The organism is Martinezella paranaensis (assembly GCF_014200235.1).
In the GTDB taxonomy this organism is placed as follows: Bacteria; Pseudomonadota; Alphaproteobacteria; order Rhizobiales; family Rhizobiaceae; genus Rhizobium; species Rhizobium paranaense.
The window spans coordinates 22,221-47,165 of record NZ_JACHBI010000003.1 but is presented as its reverse complement, the minus strand read 5'-3'; the positions used below and the strand labels follow the sequence as shown (position 1 = coordinate 47,165).

Sequence of the window (24,945 nt, the reverse complement as noted above, 5' to 3'; positions counted from 1 at the left end):
GAGGGGGAACGGCATGCCACTGGACTGGGACAAGCTGCGTATCTTTCACGCGGCTGCCGAAGCGGGTTCGTTCACGCATGCGGCGGATAAATTGCATCTGTCCCAATCCGCCATCAGCCGCCAAGTCAGCGCTCTCGAGCAAGATGTCGGCATCAAGCTGTTCCATCGTCATGCCCGCGGCCTGATCCTGACCGAACAGGGCGAATTGCTGTATCGCACCGCGCATGACGTTCTCTTGAAACTCGAAACGGTCAAGATGCAATTGACCGAGACGACCGACAAGCCGAGCGGCAAGCTGCGCGTGACGACGACTGTCGGCCTCGGCCAGGGCTGGTTGACCGACAAGATCCAGGAATTCCTGCAGCTTTATCCCGACATGTCGATCCAGCTCATCCTCGACAATGAGGAGCTGGATGTGAACATGCGCCATGCGGATTGCGCTATCCGCCTGCGCCAGCCACAGCAGTCGGACCTGATCCAACGTAAGCTTTTCACCGTGCATATGCATGTCTACGCTGCCCCCTCTTACATCAACCGCTACGGCGAACCGCAGTCGGTGGAGGCTCTGGACGAGCATCGCATCATCAGCTTCGGCGAACCGGCGCCGAACTATCTGCTCGACGTCAATTGGCTGGAAATTGCCGGCCGCTCGTCTGACAACAAGCGCGTGCCGCATCTGCAGATCAACAGCCAGACATCGATCAAGCGCGCCTGCCTGCTCGGCATCGGCATCGCCGTTCTGCCGGACTACATCGTCGGTCGCGATCCGGGACTGATTCAGCTCGCGATCAATGCCGATGTGCCGTCCTTCGACACCTATTTCTGCTACCCTGACGAAATGAAAAATGCCGCCAAGCTCAAGGTTTTCCGGGATTTTATCGTCGCCAAGGCACGAAACTGGAACTTTTAGTTGAGCTAAGACTCTGTGCTACAAGCGTTTTTCGCCGTAACATATCTGTCACGCGTATGACGCATAGCTGATATGCACAAAACAGAGTTGAAGCCTGCCCAATTAACTACCATATCGCACATAGCTGATGCACATGGTGGCTTTTCCTCCCAGTTCCACCGCATTGGCTGTTCCCCTCTGGAGGTTTTTTAACCTTCATACCTATAGGGCCCTGGTTATTACCGGTGGCCCTTTTTTTTGCCTTTTTGCGCCAGAAGTCGCAAACGCATAACTGCCATGCACAAAAAAGCATTGCGCACTGCACAAATTAGCATCATACAGCACCTAGCTGATGCACATGGTGGCTTTTCCTCCCAGTTCCACCGCAGCAGCTGTTCCCCTCTGGAGGTTTTTACCTTCACACCTACAAGGGCCCTGGTTTTTCCGGTGGCCCTCTTTTTTTGCCCAAATTCTGAGCATGCCGCCGCCGTGAATTGCGTAAAATAATTTGCTGCGGCTCACCTTGATATATCGAAAATCGACGATACATAAATCGTCTCTTTTCGATATTCACTTGGTGAGCATCATGGACAGAACTGAGATACTGAAGGCATTGGCCCATCCCGCCAGGCTCGAAATCCTCAATCAGCTCAAAGATCCGCACACCCATTTTCCGACCCAGGAACACCCGCTGGAGCTGGGTGTCTGCGCCAGTCAGTTCGAGCGTTGCGGCCTGTCGCAATCCACTGTTTCCGCCCATCTCGGCACACTGCATCGTGCCGGCCTGGTAACCACCAAGCGCCTTGGCCAGTGGATTTTCTACAAGCGCAACGAGGAAACCATCGCCGAATTCCTTGCCACCCTACAGAAGGAGCTTTGACATGCCGCTCGCTCTCCTTGTCCTGGCGTTGAGTTCTTTTGCCATCGGAACGACCGAATTCGTCATCATGGGCCTGCTGCCCGAAGTTGCCACCGATTTGTCCATCAGCATCCCGCAAGCCGGCTGGTTGGTGACCGGCTATGCGCTGGCGGTGGCAATCGGTGCGCCGATCATGGCCATCTCCACAGCGCATCTGTGCCGCCGCTCGACGCTGATCATGTTGATGGGTCTCTTCATTCTCGGCAACCTGCTCTGCGCCATCGCACCCGGCTATTGGGTCCTGATGATCGCCCGCATCGTCACCGCGCTTTGCCATGGTGCCTTCTTCGGCATCGGTTCGGTTGTTGCTGCAAACCTCGTCACCGAGGACCGCAAGGCTCGCGCCCTCGCGCTGATGTTCACCGGTCTGACGCTCGCCAATGTGCTTGGTGTGCCGCTCGGTACCGCGCTCGGCCACGCTTTCGGCTGGCACACACCCTTTTGGATCATCACCCTGCTGGGCGTCGCCTCGCTTATCGGCTTGGTGCTTGTCCTGCCCAAAGGCGAAGAAGTCCGCCAGGGCAGCCTTGCCCGCGAACTCCTGGCGCTACGCGGTCTCGGCCTGTGGCTGTCGCTGATGACAACGGTATTTTTCGCCTCGTCCATGTTCGCGCTGTTCACGTATATTGCGCCGCTGCTGAGGGAAATCACCGGCGTTTCGCCGCGATGGGTAACCTTGACGCTATTGTGGATGGGCATCGGCCTCACCATCGGCAATCTCATCGGCGGCAAGCTCGCGGACTGGCGTCTCGGCACCACACTTGCCGGCACCTTCCTGGCGATCGCGCTGACCTCGGCCATCTTCAGCATCTCCAGCCATTTCTTCATCCCAGCCGAGATCACCCTCTTCCTCTGGTCTGCGGCAAGCTTCGCCGCAGTGCCGGCGCTGCAGATCAACGTCGTCGGTTTCGGCAAGGATGCGCCGAACCTCGTGTCGACCATCAATATCGGCGCCTTCAATACCGGCAACGCACTCGGAGCCTGGGTCGGTGGCGTCGTCATCGACGCCGGCTTCTCGCTGTCGCACGTACCGCTCGCCGGTGCCGCCATGGCCCTCCTCGGCCTTGCCACCGTGGCGTTGACCTTCGCGACCGTCAGAGCGAAGAGCGCCGCTGCCGCCTCCTCCTAAACTTTGCCTTCAACACTTCATTCCGTAAAACAGGAAAGGACCTCCCATGAGCAAACTCTTTGAACCGACTAAGCTTGGCGATATCTCCCTCGCCAACCGTATCGTCATGGCACCGCTGACGCGCAATCGCTCTCCGAATGCCGTGCCGAACGACTTGAACGTCAAATATTATGGTCAGCGCGCCACGGCCGGCCTGATCATCACCGAAGCAACCGCCATCACCCATCAGGGCCAGGGCTATGCCGACGTGCCCGGTCTCTACACAAAGGAAGCTCTCGACGGCTGGAAGAAAGTGACCGACGCCGTGCACGCAAACGGCGGCAAGATCGTCGTGCAGATGTGGCATGTCGGCCGTATCTCCCACACCACACTGCAGCCGAATGGCGGCAAGCCTGTTTCCTCCACCTCCAGGCGCGCCAATGCCAAGACCTATCTGGTCAACGGCGATGGCAGCGGCGCTTTTGCCGATGTCTCGGAACCGCGCGCCCTTGAGGCCTCGGAAATTCCGGGAATCATCGAGGATTACCGCAAGGCCGCTCGCGCCGCGATCGAAGCCGGATTTGACGGCGTCGAAATCCATGGCGCCAACGGCTATCTCATCGACCAGTTCCTCCGCGCCGACGTGAACGATCGTACAGACCAATATGGCGGCTCGATCGAAAACCGCGCCCGTTTCCTTTTCGAGGTTGTGGACGCCGTGACCAAGGAAGTCGGCGCCGGCCGCACCGCGATCCGCATCTCGCCGGTAACGCCGTCGGGCGATGCCAGCGATCCGCATCCGCAGGCGCTCTTTACCTACGTCATCGAAGGCCTGGCAAAATATGGTCTCGCCTACATCCACACCGTCGAAGGCCAGACGGGCGGCGCCCGTGACTTCCTGCCCTTTGACTATGACGCCCTGCACGCCGCCTATAAGGCTGCGGGCGGCAAGGCAGCCTGGATGCTCAACAACGGCTACAATCGCGAGATGGCCATCGAAGCGGTCGAAAGCGGCAAGGCCGACGTCGTTGCCTTCGGCAAGCCGTTCATCGCCAACCCGGACCTCGTCCGCCGTCTGAAGGAAAACGCCCCCCTCGCCGTCCTCAACCAGGCTACGCTCTATGGCGGCGGTGCAAACGGCTACGCTGACTACCCGACGCTCGACGAAGTGGCTTAACTCCCACCGCTCCGATCATGACGGAAAATCCCGCTGCCAGGCGGGATTTTCTTTTTGGGGATAGCCGTTAGAGTGCACGCATGTTTGAGCCCTATTTGAAGCGCTGGTCGCTCGCACCGGATGGCGAGGCGATTATCACCCGTTCCAGTCATCTTCTGCCAGTCATTTGGCGCGGCGTGCCCGCCATGCTGAAGGTCGCACTCGATATTGACGAGAAGCTCGGCAGCCAGGTCTTGCGCTGGTGGGATGGCGACGGTGCGGCGCAGGTCTTCGAACACGACACCGACGCAGCACTTCTGGAGAGAGCAACCGGACCAAGGTCCCTGCTGACGATGGCGATGGAAGGTGGTGATAACGAGGCAAGCCGGATCATCTGCCACACGGCCGCTAAGCTCCACGCGCCGCGGGCAACGCCGTTGCCGGATCTCGTCCCGCTTGACCGCTGGTTCCGAGAGCTGGAGCCGGCGGCGCGCGCCCATGGCGGCGTTCTCACCACCTGCGCCGAGATTGCCGGTCACCTGCTTGCGGATCAGCGCGACCTCACCGTTCTGCATGGCGATATCCACCATGAGAATATCATGGATTTCGGTCCGCGCGGCTGGCTCGCCATCGACCCGAAGCGCGTTCACGGTGAACGCGGCTACGATTTCGCCAATACCTTCTGCAATCCGGAACTCCCCATCGTCACCGCTCCCGGTCGTCTGCAGCGTCAATTGCCGATCGTCTGCACCGAAGCAAGATTGAAACCGAAGCGGATGCTGCAGTGGATCGTCGCCTATGCCGGTCTCTCTGCCGCCTGGTTTCTCAGCGACGGCGATACCAAGAATGCCGAGTCGGACTTTACCGTCGCCAGGATAGCGCTTGCCGAACTCCGGACCTAACGCGCCTTACCGTGCCGGCAGGCAGCCGAGTGCCGCCAGGCTCGTCTTCACCGCCTCGTCGATCGGAGTATGCGGCTCCTCGCCGAGCACAGCCAGCAGTTTGTCATTTCTCATCTGCAGCGGCACTTTCCAGAGATAGCGCATTTCACGCAGCTCTTTCATCAGCGGCACGAAAGGCGCGGCAAGCGGCAGTATCCACCAGGGAAAGGATTTCGCTTTCACCCTATGTCCGACCACCCGCTCGATCGCGCCAATCATCTGCTGGCCGTCACCATCCCAATGGCCGCGCATGTGGTAGACGGCAAAAGTGGGAAGCGCGTCACCCTTCTCGATCAGCCGGATCATTGTTTCGGCGACGTCAGGCAGATAGGCCCATTGATGGCCGATGCCCGCCCTACCCGGATTGGTCACCGACGCCACCGGCTTGCCGGGTTTTACAACGCCCTGAGAGAACCAGCTATTGGTGACGCGCTCGCCGAAGAAATCCCCGGCGCGGAGGATAATGACCGGCGTGCCGGCCTCTGCCGCCGCCTTCAGGCGCCGCTCCATTTCGACGCGGATCGCGCCCTTGCGTGTCTGCGGATGCTGCGGGCTGTCCTCGGTCACATTGGGAAGGACGTCCGGCCCGAAATTGTAGACTGTGCCCGGCAGGACAATCCTCGCGCCGACCGCTTTCGCCGCCGCGATCGTGCTGTCGAGCATTGGCAGGACCAATTGCCCCCAATTGCGATAGCCGGGCGGGTTGACGGCATGCACGATAACCTCAACGCCCGCCGCCGCCTTCAATACATCGCCCGCCTGCATTGCATCACCCTGCACCCAGTCGAATCCGGGCTCGCGGCGCGCGGCCTCGGCTGCGTTGCGGTTCAGCGCCCGGATGCGCCAGCCACGGGCAGCGAGCCCGCGAGCGACGGCGCCGCCGATACCGCCAGTGGCGCCTAGTACGAGAGCGGTCTTTCCAGTGTTCGTCTGCTCAGTCATCGTCATCTCCATCGGTTGATGAGATGACTATGCCGCGCAGCTGCGATAAACGAAATTGCCAAAAAATCTGCACATGATATACAAAAATATATGGCATCCACATCAGAACCAAGCTGGGATTTCTACCGCACCTTCCTCGCCGTGCTCCGTCACGGCTCGCTTTCGGCTGCCGCCCGGGAACTCGGCCTGACCCAGCCGACCATCGGCCGCCATATCGACGCGCTGGAAGCAACTGTAGGCGCCGAGCTCTTCACGCGCTCACAACAAGGCCTTCTTCCGACCGACGCGGCCCTCGCCCTCAAACCCTATGCGGAAACCCTGGCCAGCACGACTGCCGCACTGCTGCGCGTCGCGTCCGAAGCGCGCGATAGTGTCAGCGGCACCGTGCGCATTAGCGCCAGCGAGGTCATCGGCGCGGAAGTCTTGCCGCCGATCCTGGCGGAGCTGCAGGCCGCGCATCCCGATCTGATCATCGAGCTCTCCGCCTCCGACGCTGTTGAGGACCTATTGCAGCGAGAAGCAGATATCGCCGTGCGCATGGTCGCGCCCACACAGGATGCACTGCTTGCGCGCCGTATCGGCGTCATCCCCCTCGGCTTGTTCGCGCATCGCAACTATCTAAAGCGATACGGCGAACCCAAGAGCATTGCGGACCTGCGTCACCACAAGTTGATCGGTTTCGATCGCCAGACCGCTTACATCCGCACGATGTTGAAGCGCTATCCCCTGTTTGACGGCATCTCCTTTGCCTTCAAGTCGGATCACAGCATAGCGCTGCACAACGCATTATGCGCCGGCATCGGCATCAGCTTCTATCAAGTGCCGCTTGCAAAAAGGGATGAAAATCTTGTCCGGCTGCTGCCCGAGATCGAACTCGCGCTAGACACCTGGGTCGCCATGCATGAGAACCTGAAGACGTCACCGCGCTGCCGCGTGACGTTCGATGCGCTGGTGGCCGGATTGCTGGACTACGTCAAAGCTGACGCATAGTGGGGCCGCCGCGAAGCAAGACTTCATCGACATGAGTCGACCAGGCATCACGGGAGCGGTAGCGCTCAGGCGCCAGGAGCCGTATCGACAGGCGGGAAACGCACCTTACCGTCGACAACTTCCGTTTCCGGACGGTCGCCGCCATCGGTGTATTCTTCGTGCCATTTGCCCCGCTCGTCCTGCCAACTGATCTCTGCCGAATCGCCGCCAACCTGCTGTTCGGCCGCCACGATCCTGGCCGCCTCCACTGCTTCGGAATGAGTCGGAAACGCCTCGGAATAGACTTCGCCAAAACGATACGCCCATCCGCCGTCATGTGGCACAATTTCGTAAGTGACCTTGACCATTCACAGCCTCCTTCTCATCTGCCAAGACCTTAGGCTCCGGGTGCCACCCGGCAGGACCGCGGTCCATCTCAGACGAATTGCAAGGATGCCGCGATATTGGGTTGGGCAGACCGATCCGGACAGTATTCCATTAAACGCCGTGGACTGCAAATCTTGTCATCTACGCGCATGCTTGATGTGAGAAATCATTGATTTAGACTGAGAAAGTGAATCCGTGCGAAAGGTGAGGACTTGGCAATATCGAGCTGGCTGAAGCAGGAAAAGTTCCTGATCATCGCGTTTGCAGTCGCCGTCGTGGCCTATCTCGGCGAACATGCGGTGCTGGATATGGGGCGGATCGCATCGCTGTTGGCCGCCGCCGGACTGATTGCAACCATCGTCCTTGTCTCAATGCGCGTCGCCCATCACGCCGAGATTCTGGCGACCAAAGTCGGTGATCCCTATGGCACGATGATCCTCACTCTATCGGCCGTCGCTGTCGAAGTGATCATGCTGGCAATCCTGATGGGTGGCGAAAGCTCGCCAACGCTCGTGCGCGATACGATCTATTCCGCCGTCATGCTCGACATCAACGGCATCCTCGGTCTTGCCGCCCTGCTCGGCGGCCTGAAGCACGGCGAACAGCCCTATAATGACGATTCCGGCAAGACCTACGGCGTGATGATCCTAACCGCCATGGGCATTTCGATGATCGTGCCGGAGTTCATCCCCGATGCAAAATGGCACTATTACTCCGCCTTCACCATCGCCGCGATGATCGCGCTTTACGGTCTTTTCCTGCGCATGCAGGTCGGTCAGCACAGCTATTTCTTCAGCTACAGCTATCCGCGCGTCGAGAAGAAGCATGGCGCACAAGAGGATCATCATGGCGAAGACTCCACCGCAGCCTCCATCGTCACCATTCTGATCGGCGTCGTGTTGATCGGCGGCCTTGCCGAGTTCATGTCGGCCTTCATGGATGTCGGCCTCAGGGATAGCGGTGCGCCGCCGGCGATTGCCGCCATCGTGGTCGCCGCCATTTCCGCCGCCCCGGAAATCTTGACGGCACTGCGCGCGGCACTGCGAAACCGCATGCAGGCGACCATCAATATCGCCATGGGCGCCTCGCTGTCGACCGTCATCCTGACGGTGCCGGTCATGGAGGCAATCGCGCTCTATACGGGCCAGCCCTTCGTCATGGCCATGTCGCCGGTACAGACCGTGATGATCATGATCACGTTGATTGCCGCAGCGATCAATCTCAACGACGGCGAGACCAATGCCATCGAAGGCATGACCCATTTCATCCTCTTCGCCACGTTCATCATGCTGACGGCGCTCGGACTTTGATTCTGATTTCAAGGACTTGCGCCGACGGGCGGACTCAAATCGCGAAGCGCTTGACTCAATTGATGAACCCGAAACCATCGGCCTGAACGCAAAAAGCCCGCCATCTCTGGCGGGCTTTTTATTTGACTTATCTTCGACTGCTTACTTGCAGGCCGCGCAGAAGCGCTGAATGCGGCGGCAAGCTTCTTCGAGAAGGTCTTCCGAAGTCGCGTAGGAAATGCGGAAATTCGGGCCGAGGCCGAAGGCGGAGCCGTGGACCACGGCGACGCCTTCCGATTCCAGCAATTCCGACACGAAGTCTTCGTCCGTCTCGATGACCTTGCCGGTCGGCGAAGTCTTGCCGATCAGGCCGGCGCAGGACGGATAGACGTAGAATGCGCCTTCCGGAACCGGGCAGGAAATGCCCTTCGCCTGGTTCAGCATCGATACGACGAGATCGCGGCGGCCTTCGAAGATCTTCTTGTTGCGCGGAATGAAATCCTGCGGACCGTTCAGCGCTTCGACAGCAGCCCATTGCGCAATCGATGTCGCGCCCGAGGTCTGCTGGCCCTGGATCATGTCCATGGCCTTGATGAGCTGCAGCGGGCCTGCGGCGTAACCGATACGCCAGCCGGTCATCGCATAGGCCTTCGAGACACCGTTCATCGTCAGCGTGCGATCATAGAGGCTCGGCTCGACTTCAACCGGCGTGGCGAATTTGAACTCGCCATAGGTCAGGTGCTCGTACATGTCGTCCGTCAGAATCCAGACGTGCGGATGCTCGACCAGCACGTCCGTCAGCGCCTTCAGTTCGGCGTGCGTGTAAGCAGCGCCCGACGGGTTGGACGGCGAGTTGAACATGAACCACTTCGTCTTCGGCGTGATCGCCTTCTCAAGATCGGCAGGCTGGAGCTTGAAGCTGTTCTCCTGCGTCGTCGCGACAAAAACCGGAGTGCCGCCGCAAAGCGCCACCATTTCCGGGTAGGAAACCCAGTAAGGCGTCGGGATGATGACTTCATCGCCGGCATTCAGCGTCGCCATGAAGGCGTTGAACAAGATCTGCTTGCCGCCGGTGCCGACGATCGTCTGCTCCCAGGTATAGTCAAGATTGTTCTCGCGCTTGAACTTGGCAGCGATTGCCTTGCGCAGTTCCGGAATGCCGGAGACGGGCGTGTACTTCGTCTCGCCGCGGTTGATCGCGTCGATGGCGGCCTTCTTGATATTGTCAGGCGTATCGAAATCCGGCTCGCCGGCGCCGAGGCCGATCACGTCACGGCCTTTTGCTTTCAGCTCGCGCGCTTTCTGGGAAACGGCGATGGTGGCAGAAGGCTTTACACGGGAAAGAGCGTCGGCAAGAAAGGCCATGATGATCGGTCCTAATCGGTTGGAAGTGGGCAGAAAGCCTGTGGACCAGATTTCTGCGCTAAGCTCTATGTCGAATGTAGGCCGCCGTTTCAAGCACAAAGGCGTCACAGTGACGTTATTTCGAGACATGCAGACGGCGCGCCACACGCCATCGTTGGGCTGCCATACGCCCGCCATTTTCCGAAACGAAGCTCACCCACACGCTCCGGCTGAATAGAGCGATTGAAAAGCGGTCAGATGCGAACGCTCTGCCCGTCGGTTGAATCATTTTGTGAAGCGGCCGATTCAATCTCTGAAGCCGGCGGAAATTCTTCACGAAAATCATACAGATCGTTATACATCTTGATTGCCACAAATTAGCCTTAACAAATGCTTTACGGCGTCGCAATTCGGTCCTGAAGCAGCCTGCTTCCCACACTCTTATCGTGCAATCGCAGCCAGTCACGCAGGGGGTAGCCATGTTTCTGGATGACGAATGCACAACCGAGCGCCTGCGGGCGCGCAGTCTCCTTTCTTCTTTCTCAATCGTAATGATAACATTGGCCGCATTGGCGGTGATGATGCTGAGTCTCATCACGACCGCACGCGCCGAAATCGCGGATCAGCCAGGCCAATCCGGCCAGCAGCTCGCCGGCCTTATTCGCCCGAATGACGTCAACAGCGGCTCGCTGCTCTTCCCGTCCAAGGAGCCCGGCTATTATGTCGAAGCGCCGCGCCTGAAGACGGACGTCGAGATCGACGTCACCGGCCCTGTTTCCCGCGTGAAGGTGACGCAACGGTTCCAGAACCCGAGCAAGGGCTGGGTCGAAGGCACCTATGTCTTCCCGTTGCCGGACAATTCAGCCGTCGACACGCTGCGCATGCAGATCGGCGACCGCTTCATCGAGGGTCAGATCAAGCCGCGCGAAGAAGCACGGCAAATCTATGAGGACGCCAAAGCGCAGGGCAGGAAGACGGCGCTGCTCGAGCAGCAACGGCCGAACATCTTCACCAACCAGGTTGCCAATATCGGTCCCGGCGAAACCGTTGTCGTGCAGATCGAATACCAACAGACGGTCCATCAGTCGGCCGGCCAATTCTCGCTACGCTTCCCGATGGTTGTCGCTCCACGCTATAACCCGCAGCCGATCGTCCAGAGCGTCGAGTTCCACAACGGCACTGGTTTTGCCGTGCAGGACCCGGTCCCGAACAGGGAAAAGATCGAAGCCCCGGTTCTTGATCCGCGTGAAAACGCCAAGATCAATCCGGTATCGTTGACCATCAACCTCAGGGCTGGCTTCCCTCTCGGCGAGGTAAAATCCTCATTCCATGAGATCAATCTCACTGAGAACGGCGAACAGAGCCGCACGATTTCGCTGAAAGGCGACACCGTGCCCGCCGATCGCGATTTTGAGCTGACCTGGGAGGCGGCTCTGGGCAAGACGCCGAGCGCCGGCCTCTTCCGAGAGGTAAAGGACGGCAAAACCTATCTGCTGGCCTTTGTCACGCCGCCGTCGACGCCGGATGCGACGACCCAGCAGCCGAAGCGCGAGGTGGTCTTCGTCATCGACAACTCGGGCTCCATGTCCGGCCCGTCGATCGAACAGGCCCGTGCCAGCCTGGCGCTTGCAATCTCCAAGCTGCAGTCCGACGACCGCTTCAACGTCATCCGCTTCGACGACACGATGACCGATTATTTTCACGGCCTCGTCGCCGCCACGCCCAACAACCGGGAAAAAGCGATCGCCTATGTCAACGGCCTCGACGCTGCCGGCGGCACGGAAATGCTGCCGGCCCTGTCGGATGCGCTCCGCAATCAGGGACCGATCGCCAGCGGCGCGCTCCGCCAGGTCGTCTTCCTGACCGACGGCGCAATCGGCAATGAGCAGCAACTCTTCCAGGAAATCAGCCAGAACCGCGCCGACGCTCGCGTCTTCACCGTTGGCATCGGCTCCGCGCCAAACACCTACTTCATGACCAAGGCCGCCGAAGTCGGCCGCGGCACCTATACCGCCATCGGTTCGCAGGATCAGGTGGCCGAGCGCATGGGCGAGTTGTTCGCCAAGCTCGAAAATCCCGCCATGACCGACATTGCCGCCAGATTCGACAATGCCAAGGCGGACGATATCACACCGAACCCGATGCCTGACCTCTACACCGGCGAACCGGTCGTGCTGACAGCCGAACTCTCCGACGCACAACCGAATGGCAAGCTGCAGATATCGGGCAAGACCGGCGCCCAGCCCTGGCGTGTCGAAATGGATATTGCCGGCGCCGCCGAAGGCAAAGGCATTTCGCAGCTTTGGGCACGCCGCAAGATCGACGATATCGAAGCTCGCGCCTACGAGATCCAGGATCAGGGAGCGCTGGACAAGCAGGTCGAAGCGGTGGCGCTCGCCCACCACCTCGTCTCGCGCGTCACCAGCCTTGTCGCCGTCGACGTTACGCCTTCACGTCCCGCCGACCAGTCGCTCGGTTCTGCCAAACTGCCGCAGAACCTTCCCGCCGGTTGGGATTTCGGCAAGGTCTTCGGCGAAGGCGAAGCGCCGGTCACGGCACCTAGCGGCGAACGCAAGGCCTCGGTTGAGCCGATCGGCGCGGCGGATGAACAGGCAGAGGCGGATCAGGCCGATGTCAACGGCGCTATGCTCCCTAAGTATGGGTCAGCAAAGCGACAGGCGGCGCTGGCAAGCCAGATCGCCGCCGCGCCGACGCCGGCCACCGCCGGCATGATCGCCCGCCAGGCCACATCCAGCGTCAACCTGCCGCAAACGGCGACACCCGCCGAGCGCAACATCATGATCGGCTTGGCCCTGCTCCTTCTCGCGGCGATCATTACTGTGCTCATGATGCTGCGTCGCCGCGTGTTTGGACGGTGAACGCGATGAGGGACGACGGCCATTTCCAAATGTCCAAAGCCCCTCACCCCCACCTTCTCTCCGTGCGCGGGGAGAAGGTGGCCGAGAGGCCGCATGAGGGGCCTTTCCATCGTCTCACACACCTCGAAAAACTCGCTCTCGCCGGTATCATCGTCCTTGCAATGACGGGGCTGAGCTTTCTCGGCAATGGCCTCGATATGAAAGCCAAGGCCGAGCTCGCACAGGTCCTGCTGAAACGCGCCTTCGCCGCGGAGCTTCGCGGCGAAGATGCAAAGCCCTGGCCTTGGGCGGATTTCACCACCGAGGCTGAGGTGCGGGCACCGCGGATCGGCGCGGAAGCGATAGTGCTTGCCGGCGCCAGCGGCCAGGCGCTGGCTTTCGGGCCGGGCTGGCTGACGAATACGCCGCAGCCGGGAGAAGAAGGCACCGCCGTCATCGCCGCCCATCGCGACACGCATTTCCGCTGGTTGAAGGATGTCAAACCGGGCGATCTGATCGAAGTCACGCGCCATGACGGCAAGGTGCTCACCTTCCGGGCCGGTCAGGGCCGTGTCGCACCGTGGGACAAGAACGGCATCGATCCCGCCACGCCCGGTCGGCATCTGGCGCTGGCCACCTGCTGGCCGTTCGATGCCATCACGCGCGGGCCGCTGCGTTATATCGTGGACGCCGAGCTGGTGGAGACTGCCGAACAGACGGCCTTCGCAGACACAAAGACGTTACCCTCGCCATAGCGCGCCTTGACCGGCAATCCGCCCACCCCACGTTGCGTAAATAGTTCATGGAAGGGAGGAGACGGATTGAAGCGCTTTCACAGAATTAGCTGCTGCGCCGTTCTTACGGCTTCCACGCTGGCGATGGCGAATGCCGCCCCTGCCGATCCGGTCAAGACGATCGACACGCAGAAGGTCAAGGTCAAGATCGAGACGATCGCAAGCGGGCTCGACCATCCTTGGGCAGTCGAAGTGCTGCCGGACGGCGCCTACCTCGTGACGGAGCGGCCGGGCCGGATGCGCGTCATCTGCGACGGTAAGACCTCCGACCCGATCGCGGGACTGCCGGATGTCTATGCCCGCGGCCAAGGCGGCCTGCTCGACGTGGCCCTCGATCCGAAATTCGCTGGCAACCGCACCATCTATTTCACCGCCTCCATTGCCGCGGACGGCGGCAGTGGCACGGCGGTCTTCCGCGCGGTCCTGCCGCCGGACGAGCGGCGGCTGACCGATGTGAAGCGCATTTTCGTGATGAACAAGATGTCGCGCGGCAGCATCCAATATGGCTCGCGCATTGCAATCGCCAAGGACGGCAGCCTGTTCGTCAGCCTCGGCGACCGCGGTGAACAGGATCGCGCCCAGGATTTCCACGACGATGCCGGTTCGATCGTCCATATCAACGCCGACGGCGGCATTCCCACCGACAATCCGTTCAAGGACGGCGCAAAAGCCCTGCCGGAAATCTGGTCCAAGGGACATCGCAATCCGGAAGGCATTACCTTCGATACCGCCGATGGCAAGCTTTATACGGTCGAACACGGCGCCAGAGGTGGTGATGAAATCAACACTCCGGAGGCGGGCAAGAATTACGGCTGGCCGGTCATCTCCTACGGACGCAACTATTCCGGCACCAAGATTGGCGTCGGTACGGCAAAGGCAGGCATGGAGCAGCCGCTCTTCTATTGGGACCCGTCGATCGCGCCCGGCGCCATCGCCGTCTATCGCGGCAAAATGTTCCCGGAATGGAAAGGCGATTTCCTTGTCGCCGCGCTGAAATTCGAGCTGCTGTCCCGTCTCGATCGCAACAGTAGCGGCAAGGTGACCGAACGCGAACGCATATTCGACGGAGAATTCGGCCGGTTGCGCGATGTCGTGGTCGCGCCGGATGGAGCGTTGTTGCTGACGACCGACGAGGACGACGGCGCACTGCTGCGCGTTTCCAGGGCAGCGGAATAGGCTCACATCCTTCAGCCTTTTCACCTTGCCCCAAAGAAAAGCAACTGCTAACGGTCAGCCTCTTTCCCTCTCCCGTAGGATGCAGATGACTCGCATACAGGCGAATTTGGTATTGTTGTTGGCTGCCGCCATCTGGGGCGGAGGCTTCGTCGCGCAGTCTACCGCGATGAAGGCGATCGGACCGTTCTGGTTCATCGGCCTGCGCTTCGCCGTCGCCACCATCGTCGTCCTGCCCTTCGTCTGGATGGAAAACCGCAAGGCCAAGAAACCTCTGACGCGCCGGAACTGGCTTTCCTTTTTCCTCGTCGGCGTCGCGCTCTTCGGTGGAGCGGCAACGCAGCAGATCGGGCTTTTGACGACGACCGTCACCAATTCCAGTTTCATCACCGGCCTCTATGTCGTCTTCGTGCCGCTGATCGCCGTCGTCTTCCTGCGCCGCCCGCCGCATTGGATCGTCTGGCCGGCGGCACTGACGGCGCTTGCCGGGATCTATCTCTTGTCCGGTGGCTCCTTCTCGCGGCTGACGGTCGGCGATTTCCTGACCGTCATCTGCGCCCTCTTCTGGGCAGCGCAGATCACCCTCGCCGGCTCTTCCGTCAACGAAACCGGCCGGCCGCTCGGAATCTCCACGATGCAATTTGCGGTCACTGCAGTCGCAGCCCTTGGGGTCGCTGTGATTGCCGAGCCGATCAGCATCGCCGCTATCCAAGGCGCGCTGGGCGAAATCCTCTATGTCGGCATCTTTTCGTCCGGCCTCGCATTCGTGCTGCAGGTCATCGGCCAGCGTTACACAACCGCGCCGCAGGCTGCGATCTTCCTCTCTTCGGAGGCTCTGTTCGGTGCCTCGCTGGGCAGCCTGCTGCTCGGTGAAACCATGGGGCCGCTAGGCTATGCCGGCTGCTCCCTGATGTTTGTCGCCATGCTTGCCGTGGAATTGGTGCCGGAACTCGTTCGGCGACGCGGCGCCATCGCGTGAAAATTGTTGAAAATACGCGTTATGGCTGTTTTGAACGGCTCTTAATGAAATTTTTTCGAATGATCCAAAAGATGGATTTTGGCTATATCATTTGGGAAAATTTCGCCAAAATTATATCGCAAACGATACAAAAACCTTAGAAACCCATTCTCGGCGTGGGAAAATTTGCGATTCGCGCTAACACACTTGCATTACGGCAGTGTGCTCACCAGAACACGTTAAAAAACTTTTGCTTGCCAATTCCCAATAAACACAGCACTCTCACCGCTGTTCGGGCATTTTTAGAGCATGGGAAGTCCTTAATAGAGTTGCGCGCCGGAAACGCTAAATTATTCCGGTCAGCTTGGTTGAGAAACGGATGCGCGAATTCGCTTCGAAACCACGCCGAGGTATAGGGGACCTTTTCCTTCAAATTGCGAGAACTGCCTGCAAGCGCCCGCAAGGGCAATACAGCAATGCTGCCCGTGTGGATGGTGGGCAGAGAGAAAAGGACCTGAGGCATGGCCGAGACTGGCACTGTAAAGTTTTTCAATACCGATAAGGGCTTCGGTTTCATCAAACCGGACAAGGGTGGCGCGGACATCTTTGTGCACATTTCCGCAGTACAGGCTTCTGGTCTGGCAGGTTTGTCGGAAAACCAGAAGGTAAGCTTCGACACGGAACCGGATCGCCGCGGCAAGGGACCGAAGGCCGTCAATCTTCAGATTGCGGGCTGAGACGCCTTACGGCTTTCATTCGAGTTGAAGCCCGGCAGTGATGCCGGGTTTTGTCATTCAGTCTGCATTCAGCTTGCCGCGTCTAGTCATGGCCTCCATGAAAGATTGGGAACTACGGTCTTCCCGGTTCCCCTTAGAGGACAGACTAATGAACATGCTCGGCAAATCGCTCCTAATGTCCGCCGTCGCTGCAGCCCTGACGCTGACGACGATTTCCACAGCTTCGGCCGACGATCACTGGCATCATCACAATGGAGAGGGTTGGGCGATTGGCGCCGCAGGTCTCGCCACCGGCCTGATTGTCGGTTCGGCGATCGCCAGCCAGCCGCGCTATGTCGAACCTGACCCGGTCTACGTCGACCCCGACTATGCGCCCCAGCCCTACTACTATCGCGCCGCGCCGCGCCGCGTCTATGTCGAGCGTGACGTCAGTTATTACGCTCCGCAGCCTGTCGGCTTACGCCCGTGGTCTTCCCAGTGGATGCGCTATTGCTACGATCGCTACAGCAGCTTCGACGGCCGCAGCGGCACCTATCTCGGCTACGATGGCATGCGCCACTTCTGCACAGCCAACTAACCCTACACAAGCTAATCTCTTGAAAGAAAGCGCCGCCATCGAGCGGCGCTTTTATTTTGGCTCAGAGCGGTTCAGCGGTTCAAGGAACTGCTGAACCGCTCTATCCTTTTGTTTTTACGCAATTCCGGACGGAAAACCGCTGCTTTAAAGTCCACGCAGAAAAGGATTGGTGCGGCGCTCCTCGCCGATCTGGCCACCAGGGCCATGGCCGCAGATGAAGCCGACGTCGTCGCCTAAGGGAAATACCTTGTCGCGGATCGATTCCAAAAGCTGCTGGTGATTGCCGCCCGGCAGGTCGGTACGGCCGATCGAGCCATGAAACAGCACGTCGCCGACATGGGCGAATTTCTGCGCTCTGTTGAAATAGATGACATGGCCCGGGGCATGGCCGGGACAATGGAAGACTTCGAACTCATGCTCGCCGAAGGAAACCTTGTCACCGTCCTTCAGGAACCGATCCGGCACCACGTTGCGAACGCCCTCGATGTTGAACATCTTGCTCTTCGCCTCGATATCCTGCAGCAGCGGGCGATCGTCTTCATGCGGGCCAATGACCTCCAGACCGAGCGCCTCCCGAAGTTCGTCAGCGCCGCCGGCATGGTCGATATGACCGTGCGTCAGCCAGATCGCCTTCAGCACAATGCCATTTTCGCGCACCGTCTGCAGGACGACGTCGACGTCGCCGCCGGGATCCACCACGACTCCCTCCTTCGTTTCCGGATCGAACAAGATGGTGCAGTTCTGTTCGAAGGGTGTCACCGGAATGATGCCGGCCTGGAGCATGCCCATGGGAAGCGCCTCGTCTGTTGAATGCATATCCCGCCGATATAATCCCAAACACCAGGCAAAACAGCCCCTCCTCCCCGGAAAATGCCGAGACTGCCGGACAGTGCGGCGGAACCCTCCGCCTTTGCGAGCGTTTGCAAAGGTAGACTGCCAAAGCAAAGGAGAAAGGCCAATGTTTGCAAAGAGAAACTTGCTGCTGATGGGGGTGGTGCTCCTGGGCAGCGCCGGGTTGGCGCAAGCGCAGATGTCGGCGACAACTGCGACCGATCTCGACGTTCGCACCGGCCCTGGTCCGCAGTATCCAAGTGTCGGCATGGCAACCCGCGGCTCTGAAGCGAGCCTCGACGGCTGCATCCAAGGCAGTAGCTGGTGCCGCATCGATGTCAACGGCATGCGCGGCTGGGTAGACGCCGAGGCCTTGAGCGTCGAGCAGAACGGCAATCCGGTCGTCGTCGAGGAGCACTACAGTCAGCTCGGCGTACCAACCATAACCTATAGCACAACCGATCAGACGACGACGGGCAGCGTTTCCCCATCGCCGGACGACGAATTGATCGGCCCGGTGAGTGAGGTCGATGCCGTCGCCCCGCCGACTGAAGTCCGTACCTATATCACCCAGAACCGGGTCAACACCGTGCGGCTGCGCGGCAACGTCGTAGTCGGCGCCACCCTGCCGCAAAGCGTCGTCATCCACCGTATCCCGGATTATCAATACAGCTACGTGGAAGTGAACCGTCAGCCGGTGCTGGTCGATCCGAATACCCGCCGCATCGTCTACGTGTATCAATGAATCGCTGCTGCTAAGCAGCAATTCGTCAAAATCGCCGGCGGCCGAGGGGCCGCCGCTCTTTTTGCGCGGACTTTCCATCGGATTGTTGCGGAATTCTCCCGTGTGAGTTGCCTTCCTGTTTCCACCGGCCGATACATGATGTATTTCTAATATCGATAGAGATTACCGCCACTCCCGAGGCTCAATCCGGGACGTGGCAGAGGGCATTCCGGAAAGGGATTCCGGGACAAGGGGAGAAGGTAATCATGGAAAGTCTGGGGCCAATCATCACGCAACTGATCGCCGGTGCAATCGGCGGTAACGCGGCCAGCGCCGCCCTGAAGCAGGAAGGGATCAATATCGTCGCCAGAACGATTGCCGGCGCCGTCGGCGGTCTGGGCGGCGGCCTCATCCTCAACCTGATCGGCAGCGAGGCGCTGACCGGCCTTATCGCGCAGGGCATTTCCTCGCTGATCGCCGGTGGCGTGCTCTCGGCGATCGTCGGCGCGGTTCTCGGCCGGAAATAAGACGAGGCATCGGACAGAATAAAAGCCGGGGCGAACCAGCCGCACCCGGCTTTCGTAAGCTGTTCTACATCCTTATGCGGCGGCAGCCGCAGTCGGATACACTTCCTTCATGTAATCGTTCATCAGCGTTTCGCTGATCGATGCCGGCGTGAAACGATAAGGTCCGATTTCCGAGACCGGAGTTACTTCCGCCGCCGAACCGGTCAGGAAGCATTCGCTGAAATCGGGAAGTTCTTCCGGCATGATCGCCCGTTCGATCACCTGCAGTCCGCGGCGTTTGGCGAGTTCGATCACCGTCTGGCGCGTGATGCCGTTCAGGAAGCAATCCGGCGTCGGCGTATGGATGACACCGTCCTTGACGAAGAAGATATTGGCGCCCGTCGCCTCCGCCACCTGGCCGCGGTAATCGAGCATCATCGCGTCGGCATAGCCCTTGGCCTCGGCCGCATGTTTGGAGATGGTGCAGATCATGTAGAGGCCGGCGGCCTTCGAGGCGCAAGGCGCAGTCTTCGGATCGGGACGGCGATATTCGGCGATATCGAGGCGGATGCCCTTCAGCTTTTCGGCCGGATTGAAATAGCTGCCCCATTGCCAGATCGCGATCGCAACATTGATGCGGTTGTTCTGGGCGGACACGCCCATCATCTCGCTGCCGCGCCAGGCGATCGGGCGCACATAGGCCTCGGAAAAGCCCTGACGCTTCAACAATTCGATTGTCGCCGCATCCAACTCGGCAACGCTGTAGGGAATCTTGAAACCGAGGATGTCGGCGGACTTGTGAAGACGCTGATTGTGCTCCGTCAGCTTGAAGACCCGGCCGCCATAGGCGCGCTCGCCCTCGAAGACCGCGCTTGCATAGTGCAAACCATGGGTCAGCACATGAATCTTAGCGTCCTTCCAGGGCACGAACTCGCCGTTGAACCAGATCTCCCCATCCAGTTGATCAAAAGGAACCGATGCCATCTTGCTTCTCCTCCGGCGCCCGGACGCCATGACAGTTGATTGTTGTCCCCATTCCGCATTATCCACGATGCAAGTGGGGAAAATATGAGACGTGTTGGAGTTTTGCGCAGCCGGGCTTAGTTTCCAAATATGGCCATATCCGTCCGGGCGGCGCAAGATCGGCGAAAAACTAGCAGCGGCGTAAAAATACGTCAATAATGCTGACATATTTTTGCGTAAGTTTCCCGATTGCCCCAAAATAAGAAAGGAAATGCCAAGGTGCCACGACAGACGAGCCAAAAAGCAGCAAAACCGGAGCTGCTGGCGACGCCGATGGAGAATGCGGGGATCATCGATTTCGAGATCATCGAGCTGCTTTTCTTTGCCTATCGGGACTTCGTGTCCGATCCCGACCAGATTCTGGACAAGAGTGGATTCGGACGCGCCCATCACCGCGTCGTTCATTTCGTTAACCGCGAACCCGGCATGACGGTTGCGGACCTGTTGGAAACATTGAAGATCACCAAACAGAGTTTGGCGCGGGTTCTCAAACAATTGATCGATTCAGGGTATATTCATCAGGTAACCGGGCCTGAGGATCGTCGGCAGCGTAAGCTCTACCCCACACAAGCCGGCCGCGATTTGGCATTGGCGCTGGCCGAGCCGCAATCGCGCCGTATTGAACGGGCATTCGAAGGCGCGTCCGATGCGACGCGCGAAAGCGTCAAAAGGTTCCTGAGGGGAATGCAGGACTAAGTTATGGTCTCGGACCGAAGAGCCGCAAGGCGGTGTCTTGGATAAGATCATATCAATCAAACGGATAGAACAAGATCGAGACGGATTGAATGACGACAAAGACAGCAATTTCGGACGATGCAGCGCACCTCCTGGTCGTGGATGACGACACGCGTATCCGCGCCCTTCTCAACCGTTATCTCATGGAAAAGGGATTCCGCGTGACGGCCGCCGCCGATGGCGCCGAGGCCCGCCGCAAGCTCGAAGGGCTCGATTTCGACCTGATCATCATGGACGTGATGATGCCTGGCGAATCCGGAATCTCGCTGACCGCGAGCCTTCGCGCCATAAAGAACATCCCGATCATCATGCTGACCGCCCTTGCCGAGTCCGAAGCCCGCATCGCCGGCTTGGAAGCAGGCGCCGACGACTATCTGCCTAAGCCGTTCGATCCGCGCGAACTGGTACTGCGCATCAACAATATCCTGCGTCGCAACGCGCCTGCCGACGCGCCGAAGATCGAACAGGTGATGTTCGGCCCCTACACCTTCTCGCTGACCCGCAAGGAGCTGAAGAAGGCCTCCGAGCTTATCCGCCTGACCGACCGCGAGCAGGAAATCATGCTGCTCTTTGCCAAGCGCGCCGGCGACACGATCCCCCGCCACGAACTGATCGGCACCGACGCCGAAGTCGGCGAGCGCACCATCGACGTGCAGATCAACCGCCTGCGCCGCAAGATCGAGGACGATCCGGCCAACCCCATCTGGCTGCAGACGGTGCGCGGCATCGGCTACCGGCTGAGCATAGATTAACCTAGGATCAGCGGCGATGGTGACATTCGACTCGATCAGGCGCGATCAGGAGCACACGCCCTCCAATGGCATGCGCTGGCTTTCGCGCTGGTGGCGGCGACGGCTGCCGACCGGCCTTTTTGCGCGCACGCTGCTGATCTTCATTCTGCCCATGATCATCCTGCAGGCGGTCGTCACCATCGTCTTCATGGAGCGCCACTGGCAGATGGTGACCCAGCGCCTGTCGATGGCCACCACCCGCGACATTGCCGCCATCATCGACATTATCCAAACCTACCCGCAGGATGCCGACTATTCCGCTGTCACGCAGATGGCCCGGCAAAAGCTCGACCTCGCCATCTCGATCGAGCCGGGTGGCGAGCTGCCGCCGCCGCGCGAGAAACCGTTCTTCTCGATTCTCGATGGCATCTTGAGCGACGAAATCCGCGATCAGATCAATCTCCCCTTCTGGGTCGATACGGTCGGCAATTCCAGCCTGGTCGAAATTCGCGTCAAGCTGCCGGATAAAGTGCTGCGCGTCTTTGCCAAGCGCAGCCAGACCTACGCCTCGAATACGCATATCTTCATTCTTTGGATGGTCGGCACATCGCTGGTGCTGATCGGCATTGCCGTGCTGTTCCTGCGCGGCCAGATCCGGCCGATCCTGGCGCTGACGCAGGCTGCAGAGAGCTTCGGCAAGGGGCAGCGGCTGGAGAATTATTCGCCACGCGGCGCCGACGAGGTTCGCCGCGCCGGCCTCGCGTTCATCCTGATGCGCGAGCGCATCGAACGGCAGATCGAGCAGCGCACGGCGATGCTCTCCGGCGTCAGCCATGACCTGCGCACCGTGCTCACGCGCTTCAAACTGCAGCTCGCCCTTGTCGGCGACAATCCCGATCTCGTCGGCCTTAACGAGGACGTCGAGGATATGCAGAGCATGTTGGAAGGCTATATGGCCTTCGCTCGCGGCGAGGCGGAAGAGGATGTCGGCAAGCTTCGGCTCAGCGATATTCTCGACAAGGTCGAGCAGGACTTCTCGCTGCACGGCAAATCCATCAGCTTCTCCATCGATGGCGACGATGAAATCTCCGTCCGTCCGAACGCGTTTACACGGCTGGTGACGAACCTCGCCTCCAATGCACGCCGCTATGCGCACACGCTGCGCATCGAGGCCAAGCACAGTCCCAAATGGCTGACGATCAATTTCGACGATGACGGCCCCGGCATTCCCGTCAATGCGCGCGAGGATGTGTTCAAGCCGTTCTTCCGGCTGGACGAGGCGCGCAATCTCGACAATTCCGGCACGGGTCTCGGCCTTGCTATTGCCCGCGACATCGCGCGCAGCCATGGCGGCAACGTCACGCTCGGCGACAGCCCGCTCGGGGGCCTGCGCGCCACCATCCGCATTCCGGCCTAGAGCGGCTTAGCGTTTCACGGAATCGCTTTCCCACTCTATCCCTTTGTTTTACGCATTCCGGACGGAAAATCACTTCGCACTTTTCCTGGAATTGCTCAAAGAGAGGACAGTGCATGCCGATCGATATCAACGACATGCATTGGCTCAATCTGCCACCGACCTGGGAAATGAACAACGGCCGGCTTTTCGTCCGTTCCGGCGACAAGACCGATTTCTGGCAGGGAACCTATTACGGCTTCCACCGCGACGACGGCCATTTCCTCGGCCGGCAGTGGCACGGCGACTTTACCGCCGAGATCACCTTCATCGGCCACTATCGCGAACTCTACGATCAGGCCGGGCTGATGGTCCGCCATGACGACACGCACTGGATGAAATGCGGGATCGAATATACCGACGGCGCCAAACATTTCAGCGTTGTCGTCACCAACGGCAATTCCGACTGGTCCGCCTTCCGGCTCGATCATGAGTTTGAGGCGCTGTCGGCGCGGGTGACCCGCAACGGCGACGCGCTTTTCATCCAATACCGCACCGACAAGATGAGCGAGTGGCGCATGGCCCGCCTCGCCTGGTTCGATCCGGCCCTCGAAGACGTCTCCATCGGCCCCGTCTTCTGCTCACCCCAGCGCGAAGGTTTCGAGGCAGAATTTCTGGATTTCAGTGTGACAGATCCCGTGTCGCGGGAGATTCACTGACAGATTACCTTCTCCCCGAGGGGAGAAGGCAAAATCACATCATCTTCCTGCCATTCGGCACCGGCTGGGTCACTGCTGCAAGCACGATCGCGCCGGCTTCATCCTCGAAGCCGAGGGTCAGCACTTCGGAGCGGACGGGCCCGATCTGGCGCGGCGGAAAATTGACGACGCCGAGGACCTGGCGGCCGACGAGGGATTCCGGTGTGTAGTGGACGGTGATCTGCGCCGAGGAGCGCTTGATGCCGATCTCCGGTCCGAAATCGATCTTCAACTTGAAGGCCGGCTTGCGTGCTTCCGGAAAAGGCTCCGCCTCGATGATCGTGCCGACGCGGATATCCACCCGCTCGAAATCGCCATAGGTGATCTCTTCCGCCATACGCATACCTCTTGATACAGGGAGATTAGCCCGCCAGTTCCTGCGCGCGCTTGCGCGCTGCCTCCAGCGCCTCGTCGAACAGAGGCTGCATGCCATCTTCCGCCATCAGAACGGCAAGGGCGGCGGCAGTGGTTCCGCCGGGAGACGTCACATTCTGACGCAGACGCGAAGCGTCATCGGGGGACTGATGCAACAATTCACCAGCCCCCGCGACAGTTTCCCGTGCGAGGCGCATGGCGAGGTCCGCCTGCAGGCCGAGCTTCCGGCCTGCCTCCGCCATGCACTCGACGAGATAAAAGACATAAGCCGGCCCGCTGCCGGAAACGGCCGTTACGGCATCGATATCGGCCTCCGCCGGCACCCATTCGACTGGACCGGACACCTTCAGAAGATTTTGCACCAACTGTCGCTGGCGCTCGCCGACTTTGGCGTTGGCAAACGCGCCGGTGACGCCACGGCCGACCATCGCCGGCGTGTTCGGCATGGCGCGCACCATCGCCGCTTCACCCAGGCTTTGCTCAAGGAACGCAAGCGTCTTGCCGGCAGCGATCGACACCACCACCGTACTCGGTCCGATCGACGCCTTGAACGGCGGCAATACGGCTTCCATAACCTGCGGCTTCACCGCAATGAAGAGAACGCCGGCGATAACCCCTTCGGGAACGCCGGCAACATGCTTCGCGCCGGCATCGGCGATCAACTTCAGCATCGCCTCGGACGGCTTGGGATCGACGACAGTTACCGAGGAACCCGGCACGCCGTTTTTCAGCCACCCCGTCAACAGAGCGCCGCCCATGTTCCCGGCCCCGATCAGGATGATGGGATCGGAGGATGCAAAAGCGCTCGATGATGCCTCTGTTGCCATA

The 24,945-nt window shown here is 59.9% G+C and carries 26 protein-coding genes; 19 read left to right on the top strand and 7 right to left on the bottom strand.

Annotated features, from left to right (window positions below; all coding sequences use genetic code 11):
* Positions 1-13: 13 nt before the first annotated feature.
* The 5 genes from GGD50_RS09090 (at position 14) to GGD50_RS09070 (ending at position 4,974) form a co-directional block, all read left to right on the top strand.
* A complete protein-coding gene (locus tag GGD50_RS09090; protein ID WP_104823709.1) occupies positions 14-910 on the top strand; it encodes a LysR family transcriptional regulator VtlR in 897 nt (298 codons plus the stop codon).
* Between the two features lie 565 nt (positions 911-1,475).
* Positions 1,476-1,769 carry an ArsR/SmtB family transcription factor gene (locus GGD50_RS09085; protein ID WP_107108841.1) on the top strand — a complete coding sequence of 98 codons (294 nt, stop codon included), beginning with the start codon at positions 1,476-1,478 and terminating at the stop codon, positions 1,767-1,769.
* Position 1,770: 1 nt separating this feature from the next.
* The gene (locus tag GGD50_RS09080) at positions 1,771-2,937 is read left to right on the top strand and encodes an MFS transporter (protein ID WP_107108627.1); all 1,167 of its coding nucleotides are present in this window, start codon (positions 1,771-1,773) and stop codon (positions 2,935-2,937) included.
* Positions 2,938-2,983: 46 nt separating this feature from the next.
* On the top strand, positions 2,984-4,093 hold the full coding sequence (locus tag GGD50_RS09075; protein ID WP_107108628.1) for an alkene reductase: 1,110 nt from the start codon (positions 2,984-2,986) through the stop codon (positions 4,091-4,093).
* A gap of 80 nt (positions 4,094-4,173) precedes the next feature.
* Positions 4,174-4,974, top strand: coding sequence for an aminoglycoside phosphotransferase family protein (locus GGD50_RS09070; RefSeq protein WP_107108629.1), 801 nt, complete (start codon positions 4,174-4,176; stop codon positions 4,972-4,974).
* A 6-nt stretch (positions 4,975-4,980) separates the two neighbouring features.
* Here the strand turns inward: GGD50_RS09070 and GGD50_RS09065 are convergent, their stop codons facing one another.
* Positions 4,981-5,955, bottom strand: a complete 975-nt coding sequence (locus tag GGD50_RS09065; protein WP_107108630.1) for an NAD-dependent epimerase/dehydratase family protein — start codon at positions 5,953-5,955, stop codon at positions 4,981-4,983.
* A gap of 90 nt (positions 5,956-6,045) precedes the next feature.
* Between GGD50_RS09065 and GGD50_RS09060 the strand changes: the two genes are divergently transcribed.
* On the top strand, positions 6,046-6,945 hold the full coding sequence (locus tag GGD50_RS09060) for a LysR family transcriptional regulator (RefSeq protein ID WP_107108631.1): 900 nt from the start codon (positions 6,046-6,048) through the stop codon (positions 6,943-6,945).
* Positions 6,946-7,010: 65 nt separating this feature from the next.
* Here GGD50_RS09060 and GGD50_RS09055 read toward each other — a convergent pair whose 3' ends face one another.
* Positions 7,011-7,292, bottom strand: a complete 282-nt coding sequence (locus GGD50_RS09055) for a DUF2188 domain-containing protein (protein WP_028751637.1) — start codon at positions 7,290-7,292, stop codon at positions 7,011-7,013.
* 231 nt (positions 7,293-7,523) lie between these two features.
* Between GGD50_RS09055 and GGD50_RS09050 the strand changes: the two genes are divergently transcribed.
* The gene (locus GGD50_RS09050; protein ID WP_107108632.1) at positions 7,524-8,621 is read left to right on the top strand and encodes a calcium:cation antiporter; all 1,098 of its coding nucleotides are present in this window, start codon (positions 7,524-7,526) and stop codon (positions 8,619-8,621) included.
* Positions 8,622-8,762: 141 nt separating this feature from the next.
* On the opposite strand, the gene GGD50_RS09045 is transcribed toward GGD50_RS09050, so the two are convergent.
* Positions 8,763-9,965, bottom strand: coding sequence for a pyridoxal phosphate-dependent aminotransferase (locus tag GGD50_RS09045; RefSeq protein ID WP_107108633.1), 1,203 nt, complete (start codon positions 9,963-9,965; stop codon positions 8,763-8,765).
* A gap of 458 nt (positions 9,966-10,423) precedes the next feature.
* Here GGD50_RS09045 and GGD50_RS09040 point away from each other — a divergent pair, with 458 nt between their 5' ends.
* The 6 genes from GGD50_RS09040 to GGD50_RS09015 all read left to right on the top strand — a co-directional run bounded on the left by GGD50_RS09040 (position 10,424) and on the right by GGD50_RS09015 (position 17,041).
* On the top strand, positions 10,424-12,823 hold the full coding sequence (locus GGD50_RS09040) for a marine proteobacterial sortase target protein (RefSeq protein ID WP_107108634.1): 2,400 nt from the start codon (positions 10,424-10,426) through the stop codon (positions 12,821-12,823).
* 29 nt (positions 12,824-12,852) lie between these two features.
* On the top strand, positions 12,853-13,557 hold the full coding sequence (locus GGD50_RS09035) for a class GN sortase (protein WP_245407483.1): 705 nt from the start codon (positions 12,853-12,855) through the stop codon (positions 13,555-13,557).
* Positions 13,558-13,680: 123 nt separating this feature from the next.
* Positions 13,681-14,772, top strand: coding sequence for a PQQ-dependent sugar dehydrogenase (locus GGD50_RS09030; protein WP_107108842.1), 1,092 nt, complete (start codon positions 13,681-13,683; stop codon positions 14,770-14,772).
* 85 nt (positions 14,773-14,857) lie between these two features.
* Positions 14,858-15,748 (top strand): DMT family transporter, encoded by an 891-nt coding sequence (locus tag GGD50_RS09025; RefSeq protein WP_107108636.1) that lies wholly within the window; start codon positions 14,858-14,860, stop codon positions 15,746-15,748.
* A gap of 500 nt (positions 15,749-16,248) precedes the next feature.
* The gene (locus GGD50_RS09020; RefSeq protein WP_004116423.1) at positions 16,249-16,464 is read left to right on the top strand and encodes a cold-shock protein; all 216 of its coding nucleotides are present in this window, start codon (positions 16,249-16,251) and stop codon (positions 16,462-16,464) included.
* A gap of 148 nt (positions 16,465-16,612) precedes the next feature.
* On the top strand, positions 16,613-17,041 hold the full coding sequence (locus GGD50_RS09015; protein WP_107108637.1) for a BA14K family protein: 429 nt from the start codon (positions 16,613-16,615) through the stop codon (positions 17,039-17,041).
* A 144-nt stretch (positions 17,042-17,185) separates the two neighbouring features.
* On the opposite strand, the gene GGD50_RS09010 is transcribed toward GGD50_RS09015, so the two are convergent.
* Complete coding sequence (locus tag GGD50_RS09010; RefSeq protein ID WP_245407484.1) at positions 17,186-17,830, bottom strand: MBL fold metallo-hydrolase; 645 nt, start codon at positions 17,828-17,830, stop codon at positions 17,186-17,188.
* A 169-nt stretch (positions 17,831-17,999) separates the two neighbouring features.
* On the opposite strand from GGD50_RS09010, the gene GGD50_RS09005 reads away from it, so the two are divergent.
* The gene (locus GGD50_RS09005; protein WP_107108638.1) at positions 18,000-18,617 is read left to right on the top strand and encodes a DUF1236 domain-containing protein; all 618 of its coding nucleotides are present in this window, start codon (positions 18,000-18,002) and stop codon (positions 18,615-18,617) included.
* A 245-nt stretch (positions 18,618-18,862) separates the two neighbouring features.
* Positions 18,863-19,123: a hypothetical protein gene (locus GGD50_RS09000; RefSeq protein ID WP_107108639.1), complete on the top strand. Its 261-nt coding sequence runs from the start codon at positions 18,863-18,865 to the stop codon at positions 19,121-19,123.
* 72 nt (positions 19,124-19,195) lie between these two features.
* Here the strand turns inward: GGD50_RS09000 and GGD50_RS08995 are convergent, their stop codons facing one another.
* A complete protein-coding gene (locus GGD50_RS08995) occupies positions 19,196-20,086 on the bottom strand; it encodes a branched-chain amino acid aminotransferase (RefSeq protein ID WP_107108640.1) in 891 nt (296 codons plus the stop codon).
* Positions 20,087-20,344: 258 nt separating this feature from the next.
* Here GGD50_RS08995 and GGD50_RS08990 point away from each other — a divergent pair, with 258 nt between their 5' ends.
* The 4 genes from GGD50_RS08990 to GGD50_RS08975 all read left to right on the top strand — a co-directional run bounded on the left by GGD50_RS08990 (position 20,345) and on the right by GGD50_RS08975 (position 23,703).
* On the top strand, positions 20,345-20,821 hold the full coding sequence (locus tag GGD50_RS08990) for a MarR family winged helix-turn-helix transcriptional regulator (protein ID WP_107108641.1): 477 nt from the start codon (positions 20,345-20,347) through the stop codon (positions 20,819-20,821).
* A gap of 89 nt (positions 20,822-20,910) precedes the next feature.
* Complete coding sequence (locus GGD50_RS08985; RefSeq protein ID WP_107108642.1) at positions 20,911-21,612, top strand: response regulator; 702 nt, start codon at positions 20,911-20,913, stop codon at positions 21,610-21,612.
* A gap of 16 nt (positions 21,613-21,628) precedes the next feature.
* Complete coding sequence (locus GGD50_RS08980; protein WP_107108643.1) at positions 21,629-23,008, top strand: ATP-binding protein; 1,380 nt, start codon at positions 21,629-21,631, stop codon at positions 23,006-23,008.
* A gap of 113 nt (positions 23,009-23,121) precedes the next feature.
* Entirely contained in the window at positions 23,122-23,703 is a 582-nt protein-coding gene (locus GGD50_RS08975; protein ID WP_107108644.1) for a DUF1349 domain-containing protein, read from the top strand.
* 34 nt (positions 23,704-23,737) lie between these two features.
* On the opposite strand, the gene GGD50_RS08970 is transcribed toward GGD50_RS08975, so the two are convergent.
* Entirely contained in the window at positions 23,738-24,079 is a 342-nt protein-coding gene (locus GGD50_RS08970) for a tRNA-binding protein (RefSeq protein WP_107108844.1), read from the bottom strand.
* Between the two features lie 25 nt (positions 24,080-24,104).
* Complete coding sequence (proC, locus tag GGD50_RS08965; protein WP_107108645.1) at positions 24,105-24,944, bottom strand: pyrroline-5-carboxylate reductase; 840 nt, start codon at positions 24,942-24,944, stop codon at positions 24,105-24,107.
* Position 24,945: the final 1 nt, after the last annotated feature.

Coding starts and splice junctions, on each gene's coding strand:
- GGD50_RS09090 (WP_104823709.1), top strand. CDS start 14: ATGCCACTGGACTGGGACAAGCTGCGTATCTTTCACGCGGCTGCCGAA.
- GGD50_RS09085 (WP_107108841.1), top strand. CDS start 1,476: ATGGACAGAACTGAGATACTGAAGGCATTGGCCCATCCCGCCAGGCTC.
- GGD50_RS09080 (WP_107108627.1), top strand. CDS start 1,771: ATGCCGCTCGCTCTCCTTGTCCTGGCGTTGAGTTCTTTTGCCATCGGA.
- GGD50_RS09075 (WP_107108628.1), top strand. CDS start 2,984: ATGAGCAAACTCTTTGAACCGACTAAGCTTGGCGATATCTCCCTCGCC.
- GGD50_RS09070 (WP_107108629.1), top strand. CDS start 4,174: ATGTTTGAGCCCTATTTGAAGCGCTGGTCGCTCGCACCGGATGGCGAG.
- GGD50_RS09065 (WP_107108630.1), bottom strand. CDS start 5,955: ATGACTGAGCAGACGAACACTGGAAAGACCGCTCTCGTACTAGGCGCC.
- GGD50_RS09060 (WP_107108631.1), top strand. CDS start 6,046: ATGGCATCCACATCAGAACCAAGCTGGGATTTCTACCGCACCTTCCTC.
- GGD50_RS09055 (WP_028751637.1), bottom strand. CDS start 7,292: ATGGTCAAGGTCACTTACGAAATTGTGCCACATGACGGCGGATGGGCG.
- GGD50_RS09045 (WP_107108633.1), bottom strand. CDS start 9,965: ATGGCCTTTCTTGCCGACGCTCTTTCCCGTGTAAAGCCTTCTGCCACC.
- GGD50_RS09040 (WP_107108634.1), top strand. CDS start 10,424: ATGTTTCTGGATGACGAATGCACAACCGAGCGCCTGCGGGCGCGCAGT.
- GGD50_RS09035 (WP_245407483.1), top strand. CDS start 12,853: ATGTCCAAAGCCCCTCACCCCCACCTTCTCTCCGTGCGCGGGGAGAAG.
- GGD50_RS09030 (WP_107108842.1), top strand. CDS start 13,681: ATGGCGAATGCCGCCCCTGCCGATCCGGTCAAGACGATCGACACGCAG.
- GGD50_RS09025 (WP_107108636.1), top strand. CDS start 14,858: ATGACTCGCATACAGGCGAATTTGGTATTGTTGTTGGCTGCCGCCATC.
- GGD50_RS09020 (WP_004116423.1), top strand. CDS start 16,249: ATGGCCGAGACTGGCACTGTAAAGTTTTTCAATACCGATAAGGGCTTC.
- GGD50_RS09015 (WP_107108637.1), top strand. CDS start 16,613: ATGAACATGCTCGGCAAATCGCTCCTAATGTCCGCCGTCGCTGCAGCC.
- GGD50_RS09010 (WP_245407484.1), bottom strand. CDS start 17,830: ATGGGCATGCTCCAGGCCGGCATCATTCCGGTGACACCCTTCGAACAG.
- GGD50_RS09005 (WP_107108638.1), top strand. CDS start 18,000: ATGTTTGCAAAGAGAAACTTGCTGCTGATGGGGGTGGTGCTCCTGGGC.
- GGD50_RS09000 (WP_107108639.1), top strand. CDS start 18,863: ATGGAAAGTCTGGGGCCAATCATCACGCAACTGATCGCCGGTGCAATC.
- GGD50_RS08995 (WP_107108640.1), bottom strand. CDS start 20,086: ATGGCATCGGTTCCTTTTGATCAACTGGATGGGGAGATCTGGTTCAAC.
- GGD50_RS08985 (WP_107108642.1), top strand. CDS start 20,911: ATGACGACAAAGACAGCAATTTCGGACGATGCAGCGCACCTCCTGGTC.
- GGD50_RS08980 (WP_107108643.1), top strand. CDS start 21,629: ATGGTGACATTCGACTCGATCAGGCGCGATCAGGAGCACACGCCCTCC.
- GGD50_RS08975 (WP_107108644.1), top strand. CDS start 23,122: ATGCCGATCGATATCAACGACATGCATTGGCTCAATCTGCCACCGACC.
- GGD50_RS08970 (WP_107108844.1), bottom strand. CDS start 24,079: ATGGCGGAAGAGATCACCTATGGCGATTTCGAGCGGGTGGATATCCGC.
- proC (WP_107108645.1), bottom strand. CDS start 24,944: ATGGCAACAGAGGCATCATCGAGCGCTTTTGCATCCTCCGATCCCATC.